The organism is Tahibacter sp., from assembly GCF_032229445.1.
Lineage (GTDB): Bacteria > Pseudomonadota > Gammaproteobacteria > Xanthomonadales > Rhodanobacteraceae > Tahibacter.
The window spans coordinates 24629-38056 of record NZ_JAVTWC010000100.1; the positions used below are offsets into that span (position 1 = coordinate 24629).

Below are 13428 nucleotides of genomic sequence, written 5' to 3' on the forward strand. Positions count from 1 at the left end.
ACAGGCGGCAGGACAGGCGCCGAAGATCGTCCAGCATGTCGCCCTGATGGATTGCGGATTCGTCAGGCAATGCGATGCCTACCCCATCAGGCGCGAGCTGCGGCGTGACGGAAGCCAGCGACCTTTCGAGCTGCGTGACCACGCCTGACTGCCCGGCAAGACGGCGCAGCACGCCGACATCGCTAATCTTGAGTACGGCCAGCCGGCTGACGGCGCTATCCAACAGCTGCTCGACCACCGCAACACCTTCTGCCGGTTCGATCGACCCTATGCCCTGCTGGGCCATTCTCGACCGGTATGCGGGCGACGCGACGATACCGACGCTTCCCCAGTAACCCCAGTTCACGACCTTCACAGGGCACTGACAGTCCTGCGCCAGTCTCTGCGCAAACGCGTCCTTGAATGCGCAGCCGGCTGCATAGTTGCTTTGGCCCGTCTGCGGTGAAATGCTTTGAAACGACGAAAACAACAGCACGAAGTCCAGCTTCCGCTGCGCGAATACCTGCGCCAGCCGCACACAGACATCCACTTTCGCTGCCAGCGTGTTTACAAAGGTCGGCTCGTCCATCTGGGCGACGCTCTTGTCCGCCAGCACGATCGCGGCATGAACGACACCGTGGATGGGGCCATGAGCCGCTTCGATCTGCACGCAGGTACGGCGCAACGATGCCAGGTCGGATGCATCCGCGCTCAGATACGTCGGCGCCGGGCCAAGCCTGGACAGGCGATCGATCTTGGACTGTATGGCGGCGTCCAGCGCGCGCCGACCTATCCAGACGACGTTGGCCTGATAAGTGGCGATCAGATGCTCGCTGAACACTTCGCCGAGCCCGCCCGCACCGCCTACGAGTACATATACGCCACCGCGACGAAACACGGGTTTGCCAGGCGCCGGAAGTCTGCAAGGCGCGAGGCACGGTCTGTACCAGGCAGCTTCACGCAAAGCCCACGCGTTGCCCTCCGGATCTGCGGGAAGACGAAGCACATCCCGGATGCACAGGTTTGCCCGGCGCATGGCGCAATCGCTCGGCAGATCGATCAGGCGGATCTTCCAGTGCCGGTATTCCTTGGCCAGCGAACCGGCGAATCCATGCACGCTTGCATGCGCCGGGTCAACGTATTCGTCGGCACGCACGAGCTGGCTCTGCCGGGTGACGAGAGTCAAGCCCAAATGCACATCAGCGTAGGCAGCTGCGAGCAATCCCTTCACTACGCGGAACAGCGATACCACCCCCGAAGCCTGCGCGAGGACCAGGCTTTCGGCGTCAGCGGTTTGCCCGCTCTCGTACGGCGCCACCCATAGAACGTGGTCAATTCGGCCTATGCTCGACAGTTGATCAGCAATTGATTCCGCGCTGTCGGCTGCATCGACGGTCACCACGGTCATTTGCGGAAACGCGGCGGACCATGCGCGCTGCTGCTGCGCTGAGCCTCCGATCATCAGCACCGCACTGTTGCTTACGGGCCAACTGTCAACCCATTCCGGAACAGCTTGCTGCCAGGATGGGATGAACGTCAGGGCATTCGCCGTCAGTTCCGCCGCGGCTGGCGTGGTGGCACACGCGCCACCGCCCGCGGCTGCAAGCGCCACGTTCGTGGTGACCGAAGGGGAGGGAACGTACTGGCCGACAACCGTCCCGCTGAGATATCCGGCTAGCGCCCGGATATTCGGATAGTCGTAAAGACGGGCCACGTCGACGCTGGACTCGAATCGTTCGTTCAGCGCCTGAATCCATGCCACTCCGGTAATCGAATCGAGGCCCAGTTCCCTGAACGCGAGGTCGCGGTCGATCGCATCGCTGTCCAGCATCAGCGCGTCGCTCAGGCTCGCACACAGCTCGTCTTCGAGCGCACGAACCTGCTCCGGGTGCGGTGGATACCTCGTCGGCGCCATTCGACCGGCGCCGTCGACTGCGTCGCCGGCAAGCTCATCAACATTGCGATGACTGAGGTGTTCAGCGCGAGCGCCAGGATGCGTGATTGGAGCGGAAACAGGCTCTGCTTCCGATCGCAAATCCTGAGGCGCTATCCAGCAACGTGCTTTCGCGAACGGATAGGTCGGCATGCTGATGCGCCCCGGAGCCATCGCCGAGTACGCTGATCCAGTTTCATAGAGCACCTGCCAGTCGATCGGAGTGCCCTCTACCCATTGCGTAAGAACTTCCGCAAACGCGCCGTTGGCGGCCGCTTCTCGCAGCAACTCCGTGCCGTAACCGACGAGCGGCGCATCGTCCATCAGTTCCAGTCCGCGCTTCGCGATGCCCTGGAAGCACCCCGGCACGTCGGGAGCCCCTGTCAGGTGCTGCGCCAGCTTCTCCTCAAGTTCCGCCACCGACGTGACGATCAGCGCCAGCCGGAACTTCATGGCGTCGCGGCCGACCTGCAGCGTATACGCCATGTCGAAGAGTGTCCGACCACGGTCGTCGCCAAGTGTGCGAACGTGATCCAGGAGCTGGCAGGCGCGCTCCCGCAGGCCTGCCTCGGTCTTGGCCGACAGCAGCATCAGCGCCGGGCCTGCGACAGCTCCATGCAGCGTGCGGCGAATCGGGTACTCCTCGACAATCACGTGGGCATTCACGCCGCCGAAACCGAACGAACTGATGCCCGCCCGGAGCGGCAACGTGTTCCCGGCCGCGTCGTGCTGAGCATTCCAGGCTTGGGCGTGCTGGACGATGAAGAATGGGCTATCGCGCAGCTCGAGCAGTGGATTCAATTGCTCACAATGCAATGTTTTAGCCAATGTTCGATGCTTGATCTGCAGGACCACTTTGATCACGCCAGCAATGCCTGCGGCAAGCTCCAGGTGTCCTATGTTGGATTTCACCGATCCGACCGCGCAGCGGTGGACGTTGGCCAGGTCATGAGCGGAACCCGTCGCGGCCTCGGGTGCGAAGGCGCTCTTCAGACCATTGATCTCGATAGGATCACCGAGCGGCGTTCCGGTGCCGTGCGCTTCGATGTAGGTAACCGTTCGCGGATCAATGCCGGCATCGCGATGGGCTGCCCGGATCAGCTCAGCCTGAGCCCTCGGATTCGGGGAGGTGAGCGACTGTGCCCGGCCACCGTGATTCTCCGCGCTGCCGAGGATCACCGCTTGTATGTTGTCCCGATCACGCTCGGCCTCGGTCAACTTCTTCAGCATCAGGATGCCGACGCCCTCTCCGCGCACATAACCATTGGCCTGACCGGAGAACGTCCGGCATCGTCCGTCCTCGCTCAGCATTCCGGCCCGGCTGAAACTGATATGTCCCCATGGCACGACGATCGTGTTGACGCCGCCGACGATCGCCATGTCGCAGTCGCCAGCCTGCATCGCGCGTAGCGCACGGTGTATCGCCACCAGCGAACTTGAGCACGCCGTTTCAACAGGCTCGCTTGGACCGTGCAGATCGAGAAGATAACTGAGCCGATTCGGGCCCATCGATGGCGCGGCGCCGGTCGCGCTGTAACCTTCGATCGGAACCCCGGCATCCGCAACCAGCTTGCTGTAACCGCTGCTGCCCGTGCCGATGAATACCCCCGTCTTCGTTCCGGCCAAACTGCGCGAGGCGTAGCCGGCGTCCTCGATCGCTTTCCACGCATGCGTCATCAGCAGTCGCTGCTGCGGGTCCATCAGCGCGGCTTCCTTCGGTGAAATACCGAAGAACAGCGCATCGAAATCCGCCACGCCGTCGATGAATCCGCCCCACTTGGCGTTGGTCCTGTTCGCCTCGACGCGGGGATCTCCGAAAATGGCGCGCCAGTCCCAGCGATCCGGCGGAATCTCCGATATGCAGTCTTTTCCAGATTCCAAATTTTCCCAGAATGCATCGAGATCCGCGGCCGCTGGAAAACAGCCGCTCATGCCGATGATCGCCACCGGGATGCGCTCGCGATCGTCCGCCGACCCGTCCGTGGACACATGGTCCTGGCTGGGGGACTCGGGCTCGCGCAGTCGTGGCAGTTGCGCCATCGTCGGCGCGCTGCGCGGCATAGCCTCAGCAGGGGCTGCCCTGACCGAACGCGTGGCGGAAGCGAACACTTGCGCCATCTGCGATCCGTGAGCATTCAGCAGGTAGGTTGCGAACGCGCGTACCGTCGCATATTCGAAGAAGATCGTCGGGCTGATATCCAGCTGAAAAGAGCCTTTGAGCCCGCCGCTGAACGCGGTCAGACTTATCGAGTCGAATCCGAATTCGCTGAACTCAGATTCGGGATCGATCTCCTCAACTCTCACCTTTAGCTGTAGCGCGATGGCCTCGATCAGGGCACGTTCGATATTGCGCTTAAGCTCGCTACGATCGCCCGCCCCGGCGACCGGGCCACCTTGATCCGGGCTCGCAATGCGCGCGTTGGCCGTATCCACAACGCGATAGGCGGCATCAGCCGCCACCACAACGACCTGCGGCTCACAGCTGCGCCAAGCGGCGTACAGTGCGGCAATGCCCTGCTCGCTGCTCAGCTCGTAGACGCCTTGCGCGCGAAGCTGTTCGAGCAGGCTGGCGGGCAGTCTCATGCCGCCATCGCTCCAGAGCGGCCAATTGATCGAGAGTGCGGCTCCTCGACGTTCACCTCGTTCTGTCAACGTGTTTCGAAAGCGGGCGAACCGGTCCAGGAATGCGTTGGCCGACGCATAGTCGGCCTGGCCAACGTTCCCGACCGCGCCCGCCATCGACGAGTAAAGTATGAAGAAATCGAGGTCGAGATCTTTCGTCGCACGGTCCAGATGAAGCGTTCCGGTCACCTTGGGTGCCAGGACGGCGCGGAAATCCGCGGGGTCCTTCTTCAGGATGAAGCTGTCGCTGACGACTCCCGCGGTGTGCATGATCCCGCTGAGGCGACCGTAGTCTTCAATGATTTCGGCAACGCCGGCATCCACGGCCGATCTATCGGTCACGTCAAGGATGCGGTACTCAATCTGCACGCCATCACTCTGCAGCGCGGCAATCGCCGCCAGCCTGCCGTCGTCAAGGCGCGAACGGCCTGCCAGAATGACTTTTGCTCGCCTCACCCGACGGGTGATTTCCTTGGCAATGATCAGTCCCAGCGCGCCGGCACCGCCGGTGATCAGATATACCCCATCCTCCTTCCACAGCCCGCCGCGACCATGCGCAAGCGATGGTTGCAGCCGGCGCAGACGTCGCACCTCGCGAATGCCCTTGACGTAGCGGATTTCGTCATCGCCAACCGACCCCGCGCCCGTCCCGAGGGCCATCCGAGTCAGTTCGGCAGCCGTTGCGCGGCCGTCGATACCAACTATCTGACCCGCAAAGTTCCGATGCTCCTGGCGAGCGGTAAGCAACAACGCACTCAACGCGGTCGTGACTTCGCCGTAGCGCGTGTCCAGTACGACCTGCAGGAAAACCGGATCGCTCGGCTGGGCGGCCAGTATCGATCGCACCCGGCTGAACATATGCTCGGCATCGATCAGAAAGTGGTCGGCGGCAACGCTGCGCCTGGGCCGCCTCGGCAACACCTCCCATGTAATCGCCGGAAGCTGTCGCGCCAACTGCGAGAGTGACCCCCGGTACGACTCGTCCAGGAACACCCAATGACCGCCTGTAGCGCCAGGGAACGGCACAGCATCGCTAGATGGCAACTCGCGTTCCCATCGTGGAACCAGCAAGTGAACCGGATATGCCGCCTGTTCCGAAGAATCTGAACCGACAGGTTCAAGCCGTGTGCGGCCGCGCTCTGGCAAGGTCCGAACCGCGAGGCCTGCCAGCCGCACCAGTACTCGGCCGTCGTCGCCGCAGACGTCAATGTCGAACTTTCGTAGCGCATTCTCGCCAGCGTCACCGCCCGCAGGCGACATGAGCCGCACATAGGCCCAACCAGAAGCGCCCGTAGGCTCGAACACCTCGGCCATTTCGAGCGCAAACGGTACCGCAGGATCGATCGCGCTGCGGTTGCCTGCGAGCACTCGCAGCTCCGATAGCGAGAACCCCATGCAGGCTTGCAGCGCACTGTCCAGGAAACCGGGGTGCAGGAAATACTGTTCGCAATCCGAACTCCCCTGCTGCAACAGCCGCAGACGCGCCAGCACAAAACGCTGCCCCGCGCGGTCGATCCCCACTTCGACGCTTTCGAGGGACCGGTAAACCGGGCGATAGACGAGCCCCATCGATTCGAAGGCCGCGTAGCAGTCATCGACGCAGACGACGCTGTCACACTGGCTACGCAAGCCGGAGATGTCGTGCATACCCGCCCGCACGGCGGCATTTTCGCGGAAAACAGTGCCTTGCGCGTACACGGGCAGAGTCGTTCGGTTCGCTGCAGCCTCGTTGATCGCATATACGCTGAAATCGGCAACACCGTCTGCCTGCACGGACAGCTCAACGCACACCTCGCGCGGACTTGCCAGAACAAGCGGTCGCGTCCAGACAACGTTCTTCAGTACGATCGTCGGAGCGGCCCCATCGACGTTTCGTCCGTCCAGTCGTGACCAGGCCGCACGAACCATCTCCAGATACGCAACGCCGGGCAGAACAGGATCGCCGTTGACAACGTGGCCCGCCATCAGCTCGTTTTCCGCGCTGAGCACGGAGGAAAAACGCAATGCACGCGACGTGGACGAACTCCGGTGCAACAGCGGATGCAGCCGATCCGATTCAGCCCGCCCGACTCCCGAAAGCTGTTGGAGAAGATCGAGAGCTTCCGTCTCGGAGATGGCATTGCTCTTGACTTGCTTCAACAGATACTCAATGAAACTGATCATTACTTTGACATTCCGCCGATGGAAAACCGCCATTCCGGTATCTGAGAGTCCAGAGCGGCTGACCGGTTGCGAGTGGGGTTGCAAGTTTAGGCGATGACCTTACGCGGTGTCGTCCCCGCCGGAATGGTCTTCGGGATCGCGCCTGGATGGGCTGCTGAGGGGCAGCGCCTGATGCGCGTCTGTCATTGGCAGGATGGTGGCGCCGGGGCTTTCCGCCGCCGCGTGAACTGCACGCGCAAGGTCGTCTTCGGTTTCAATGCAATATCCACGGTGGCCTCGGGGAGTACGGCACCCGCTTCCAGGCACAAGTCGAAGTTCTGCACGATGTGCGCAGCAACCAATGCCATTTCCACGCTGGCGAAATACTGGCCGAGGCAGAAATGCGGCCCCGCGCCGAAGGGCAAATAGGCGCTGCGAGGGATGTCCGGAGCTCCAGGCATGAAGCGATCGGGACGAAAATCGTTCGGCTCCGCGAAGGATCGCGGGTCGTGATGCAAGTGCCAGATCGGCACCACGACCAGTGTGCCCTTTGAAACAGGGACATCGCCAATCACAACGTCGCGAATCGCAACGCGGGTAATCAGCGCAGTGGATGGTGGGTATAGGCGCATGGCCTCCTTGATGGTTGCGTTCAGAAGGGGCAGGCGCGCGATGCTTTCCGTCGCAGGCGCGCTGGCACTTGCGCCATCCACTTCGCTACGCACCTGGTCAGCGACCTGGGAATGCGTCGCCATCAGACCAATCCACCAGGTCAGCGCGGAAGATGCGGTGTCGAAACCCGCGCTGAAGAGCAGAAAACAGTTGTCATGGATTTCCTGGGACGTGAGGGTCGCGCCACCCGTCGTGGGGTTGTCATCGCGAGCCGCCAGCATCATGCCGAGCACGTCGTGGCTGGCGATGTCGGTGCCCTGCGAAGCACGAGCGCGTGCCTTGACGTGCGTTGCTATGAGGGTATTGACGACCTGCAAGTGCCTCAGCTTTGCTGCGCGTCCCGGATAAGGTAGCCATCTGGGCGGAACGAAAGCCCAGAACACCTCGCGCATGCTCTGCCGGGTCAGCGCACGAATTGCGCTGGAAACTCTGCTCGCCTCGGCTTGCGTTGTCGCGTGAGAGAACAGAGTGCGTAGGATTACGTCCATGGTGATACGTGTCGTCAGGAAATCGACGTCAACTACCGCACTGCTTCCTACCTCGGAAGGAAGTTCTTCTCCAACGCTGTCGTGTATCGCTGCGCTCATCAGACCCATGAAACCAGGGATCCGCTTTGGCGAAAAACCGGGCGCCAGGATGCGCCGTTGACGCTCCCAGTCCTCGCCTTCAGACGTCAGCACATTGGAGCCCTGGAAAGACTTGAAGATGTTGAGCAGTCGGGCTTCCCGCGCAAAATCCGCCTGATGGTCGACCAGAATCTCGCGGGCGGCTTCCGGCCTGAAGAAGTAGTAGATACGGCGAAAAAGAATGCGCAGACGCGCAACATCACCGAAATGACCATGGAGGTGACTGGCCGCACCCAACGGATCCTTGCGGATGTAGGCGAGTAACGGCAGCCCAAGCGGGGTAGTTCTGATGGGTGCGGTGTCGATATTTGACTCAAAGGCCATTGCCTGGCTCCTGGCGCAGATGATGCTGGTCTGTTGGGCAGCCTCTGGACGACGCGGAAATTCGTCAGGGTTTTCCGCCGGAGCCTCTTGACTCAAGCACATTCAAGAGCGCCATCCAGATTCCGCCGTATCCAGTGGCTTCCTAGGCTTTCCGCGCCAGATGGTGGAGATAGCGAGTGAATCTCACCGGCGCCAATTTGCCTGAGCGCTTCAGCAAGCGCACAAATAGACCCTGCATGAAGCGCTCCGATCTGGTGTACTGATGACCAGCGAAGTCAGCACCATAGTTGGCGAGCACCAGCGACCCAGACAATAGCCGCATTAGCGGCCCTCCGAGCTGCTGTTTCGCAAGTTGCTTTCGCAGGAAGCTGTCCGGGCGCATGCGCGCATGGATCGCTCGCTTCACACGGTCGGTTACGTCCGTTTCCGCAAGCCATTCCAGACCGACATCGGTCTTGAGCTGGGAAAACTGGCTATATCTTTCATCGGTAAACAGATCGAGATGAGAAAAATATCCACCAGGCCGGAGTACGCGTGTGACCTCCTTGAGAAATTGCGCAAGGTCAGGATAGGTATGCGAGCTTTCCACGTTGATTACGATATCCATCTCGCCGTCGCCGAATGGCAACTCCTCAGCGTCACCGCAAACGAAGGCAATTCCCGGCCTGGATAGGCGCGCATTGGCACGATCGATCGCGCCTTGACAAAGGTCCAAGCCTGCGGCGCTGCGGAAGCCGAAAACCCTGGAAGAAAAGTCCAATCCCGCGCCAAAGCCGCACCCCACGTCGAGCAGCCGCTTGTCCGACAGGTCGCCTATTCCGATCGAATGCAGCGCGAAGCAGTAGAGCTGTTCGGAAAAACCATCGCTGGCAACGCTGTCATATAAGGGAATTACCGCCCTGATGCGGGCATCCACCTCTTCGTCGCTGCAGCCCCAGTTCCAGACCATGCCGTCGTGAAGGCCTTTGATGCCGAAGTCGTACAGTAACCTGATGGCTTCTTTGCACTCACGCTTCGCCTCGTCGCTCTCGATTCCCTGCCCACTGTTGATCGCGAAAATACTGCGCCAAAATTTATGGACATCGCCTACCGCCAGAGCATTTGATTTTTCCATTCCAGACCCCCCTTTACAGAGCAACCTTTGTGCGAATTATGGAGTTAAGACAACTCTATTCCTGATCAAACACTAGAGCAGTGACTTCGGCGGAACCCAACAAGGTACTAACTTGGTCATTCGTCACCCTTCTGAGCACCGCCCGAATTGCATCCCTTTCAAACATCTTGCTTTCTGCAGCGCCGGCAACAGCCTTTGCCGGTGATTCGATATGCGAGCCCGCCTGGATCGCCTTGCCATCGACCACAGTGGGCGCGAACCAGTATTTGTCGCGTGCGAACGGGTAGGTGGGCAGCCCGAGACGTTTTGGGATGGACTTGCAGTAGCTTGACCGCTCTCCGTAGAAGCGTGACCAGTCCAGGCTTAGGCCTCTGGTCCAAAGTTCAAGCACCTTTCCGTGCTTACCCTTCTCAAACCATCGATCCACCAGGCTGTCAGCATCCGGATCATTGTTGAGCCCTGCCAGCGCTTCGCGATTCTTCCGGGTTTCACCGCGATAGCACTCGTCGATGTCGGTATCACCGGCCAGGTACCGTTGCAGCTTCTCGCGCAGCTCTGCCAGTGTCACCACCAGCAGGCCGAGCCGATGATCCATCGCCTCGCGCCCCGTCTGCAGCGTATACGCCAGACCTGCCAGCGATACCTCATCCAGCGTCGTCGTATGCGCCAGCAGTTGCTGTAGCCGTTCGATCAGCCGTTCTTCGGTCCGTGCCGACACCACGATCAGCGCAGGCTGCTGCGCCGTGAAATCCACACGGTGCGGCTCTGCCGGCGCCACGTACTCCTCGACAATCAGGTGGGCATTCGATCCACCCGCTCCAAACGAGGAAATTCCGGCGCGACGCGGGTACTCCTGCAACCTGCCGTCCACCTCCAGCTGTGGCCGCTCCCAGGCCTGCAGCGTGCGCTGTACCCGGAACGGTGTCTGCTCAAAATCGATGTTCGGGTTCAGCTCTTCGCAGTGCAGCGACGGCACCAGTTGTCCGTGCTGCATCTGCAGCAGCACCTTCGTCAGTGCCGCAATCCCCGCCGCACTCTCCAGATGACCGATGTTCGACTTCGCCGATCCGATCGCGCAGTACTGCCGATCGCTCGTGTGCGCCGTATAGGCCTGTGTCAGCCCCGCAATCTCGATGGGATCACCCAACGACGTCCCGGTACCATGGGCCTCCACATAGCTGATCGTGCGCGCATCCACTCCCGCCTGCCGCAGTGCTTCTGATACCAGCTGCGTCTGCGCCTGCGGGTTCGGTACCGTGTAGCCGTTCGTCTTGCCGCCGTGATTGATGCTCGTGCCGCGGATCACCGCATAGATCCGGTCACCCGCCTTGATCGCGTCCTCCAGCGGCTTGAGCAGCACCGCCCCGACACCTTCTCCGGGCACGTAACCGTCACCGCCTTGCCCGAAGCTCTCGCACCGGCCCGTGCTCGATGCAAACTGCCCCTGCGACAGAATCAGATACTTGTTCGGATGTATCGATACGTTCACACCACCGGCCAGCGCCGCCTCGCATTCCCCGTTGCGCAAGCTCTGGCAGGCCAGGTGCAATGCCGTCAGCGAACTGGAGCACATCGTGTCCACTGCCAGGCTAGGCCCCTGCAAATTCAGGCAATACGACACCCGGTTGGCGATCGACGACGCATTGCCGCCCAGCGCAAATCCCGCACCCAACGCCTGCGCCTGCGCACCGTACAGCTGGTATTCCTCGTACATCACGCCGACGAACACGCCCACGCGTGCACCGTGCGCCTGACCACCCCGCAGACGTTCCCGGGTATACCCGGCATCTTCCAGCGTCGCGTACGCACTCTGCAGAAACAGCCGCTCCTGCGGATCCATGAACTCCGCTTCCCGCGGCGCAATGTTGAAAAACAGCGGATCGAATTCATCCACACCATCGATGAATCCACCCCACTTGCTGTAACTCTTGCCCGCCTGACCCTTCTGCGGATCGAAGTACTGGCGGTGATCCCAGCGTTCTTGCGGAATCTCCGTCACACAGTCCTTGCCCTGGCTCAGGTTCGTCCAGTACTCCTCCACCGTCCGCGCCTGTGGATAGCGCCCGCTCTGCCCCACGATCGCGATCGCAAGATTCTCCGTCTGCGGCGACGTCGACCGGGCTTCACTGAACGACGCTGACGACACCGCGCGCCGCCGTACCGGCCGGCCGTCGCGCTGCCGAGCCCGGGGCTCAGCAGACAAAGGCACTGCGGATAAGTGCGCCACTGTCGACAACGGCGCCGCTTCAGCCGCGACGGCCGCACGCACGCGTGGCCGCAACTGCGCCACCAGCGTCTCCCGGTGCCGCTCCAGAAAATAGCCCGACAAGGTAGCGACACTCTGGTACTCGAACAGCAGCGTCTTGGGCAACGCACCAAATACCGTCTCCAGCTCGGCCACCAGCTTCAACGCCAGGATCGAGTCGATCCCGTACCGCTCCAATCCCTCGTCCGGCGCTATCCGATCCGGCGACAGCTTCAGCGTCGCCGCCAAACGGCGCGTCAGATACCGCTCGGCTCGCTCACGCAACGCCTCGGTGTCTTCCCCTTTCGCATCGACCCGCGCTTCCTCATCCAGCCCGGCATCACTCCACTGCGCTTGCGTCCCACTCCACGCCCCCGTCAACGGAAGGCCGCGCCCCACCAGCACACCAACGTGCGATTCCCCACTGCTCCAGGCCGCATACAGCGCCTCAAATCCCGCCTCGCTCTCCAACGCTTCCATGCCCTCGCGCGCCATCCACGCCAACGTTGCCTCGTCCGCCTGCATCCCACCCCAACGCCACAGCGGCCAGCTCACCGACAGCGTTCGACCCGACGCCTCCCCCCGATCCACCCGCCCCTGACGATCCTGCGCATACCCATCCAGATACGCATTGGCCAACGCGTAATCCGCCTGCCCCACATTCCCGACCTGGCCCGACATCGACGAAAACACCACGAAACAGTCCAGATCCAGACCGGCAACCGCCCGATCCAGATTCACAACCCCCCACACCTTCGGCGCCAGCACCGCCTGCAAGTCCTCTGCCGTCTTCTTCAGCACGAAACTGTCCCGCAACACGCCAGCCGCATGCACCACACCGTCCAGACGACCGTGCTCGGCGACTACCCCTCTCACGCACGCCTGCACCGCATCGGCCTGGCTCACATCCACGTCGCGGTATTCGATACAGCGACCTTCGCGGCGCCAACTCGCCAGCTTCTCCTCCCGCTGCGCGCCCAGCGCGCTTCGACCCACCAGCACGACCCGGGCGCCTGACGCTCGCTCTGCGATCTCCTGGGCCAGCAACAGCCCAAGACCACCGCCGCCTCCCGTCACCAGATACACCCCATCGGCTTTCCACGGCATCGACACCGCAGCGTCCCTGGCCGCCGGCAGTTCCTCCAGCGCACACACCTGCCGCTCGCCCGATTCATAGCGGATCTCCGCAGCGCTCCAGGCTCCCGCAACGCGGTTCTCTTCCAGCGCCTTGCACAGCGCCGCTTCATCCGCCGCCGCCGGCAGTCCGATCACCTGACCGACGAACTGTGGGTTCTCGCGCTGCGCACTTTTCAACAACCCGCTCAGCGCGAACGACGATTGGCCATCCGGCGCTATCAGCACCTGCAGCAGGGCCTGACGCGGATTGCCGCGCAATACCTGCTGCAGCTGCAACAGCACCTGCTCGCCCCACACACCCACGCGCGCCTCGCTGCACGATGCCTCTGCCAGCACGCTCCAGCGCACCTGCGGATACCGCTGCGACAGCGTCGCCACGAACCCGGCATACACCTTGTCCACCATTACCCAATGCAACCCGAGCGCGCTGCCGCCCGCATCCCCAGCCAACGCCTGCACCTGCCAGCGCCGCGCCAGCAGCAGTGTCCGTGCCGGCACCACCGGCTCCAGCCGGCGCAGCACCAGACCGCTCAACCGTACACAGACCCGGCCCTGCGCATCGCACACCACAGCGTCCAGCTTCTGCACGCTGCTGCCCGCAGTCGTCACATCCCGCACCTGCACCCAGGCCTCT

At 62.2% G+C, this 13428-nt stretch carries 4 protein-coding genes (1 of these 4 running past the window's edge); all 4 read right to left on the reverse strand.

What is annotated here, in order from left to right; genetic code table 11:
* Window positions 1-6697 carry the start of an SDR family NAD(P)-dependent oxidoreductase gene (locus tag RUU78_RS16975; protein ID WP_313918646.1) on the reverse strand. Its footprint begins 24374 nt before the window's first position, so the window shows 6697 of its 31071 coding nt (coding positions 1-6697); its start codon is at window positions 6695-6697; the stop codon falls past the left edge of the window.
* Window positions 6698-6879: 182 nt separating this feature from the next.
* Window positions 6880-8298: a cytochrome P450 gene (locus tag RUU78_RS16980; RefSeq protein WP_313918647.1), complete on the reverse strand. Its 1419-nt coding sequence runs from the start codon at window positions 8296-8298 to the stop codon at window positions 6880-6882.
* A gap of 142 nt (window positions 8299-8440) precedes the next feature.
* A complete protein-coding gene (locus tag RUU78_RS16985; RefSeq protein ID WP_313918648.1) occupies window positions 8441-9412 on the reverse strand; it encodes a class I SAM-dependent methyltransferase in 972 nt (323 codons plus the stop codon).
* 55 nt (window positions 9413-9467) lie between these two features.
* Window positions 9468-13382, reverse strand: coding sequence for a type I polyketide synthase (locus tag RUU78_RS16990; protein WP_313918649.1), 3915 nt, complete (start codon window positions 13380-13382; stop codon window positions 9468-9470).
* Window positions 13383-13428 lie beyond the last annotated feature (46 nt).

Coding starts and splice junctions, on each gene's coding strand:
- RUU78_RS16980 (WP_313918647.1), bottom strand. CDS start 8,298: ATGGCCTTTGAGTCAAATATCGACACCGCACCCATCAGAACTACCCCG.
- RUU78_RS16985 (WP_313918648.1), bottom strand. CDS start 9,412: ATGGAAAAATCAAATGCTCTGGCGGTAGGCGATGTCCATAAATTTTGG.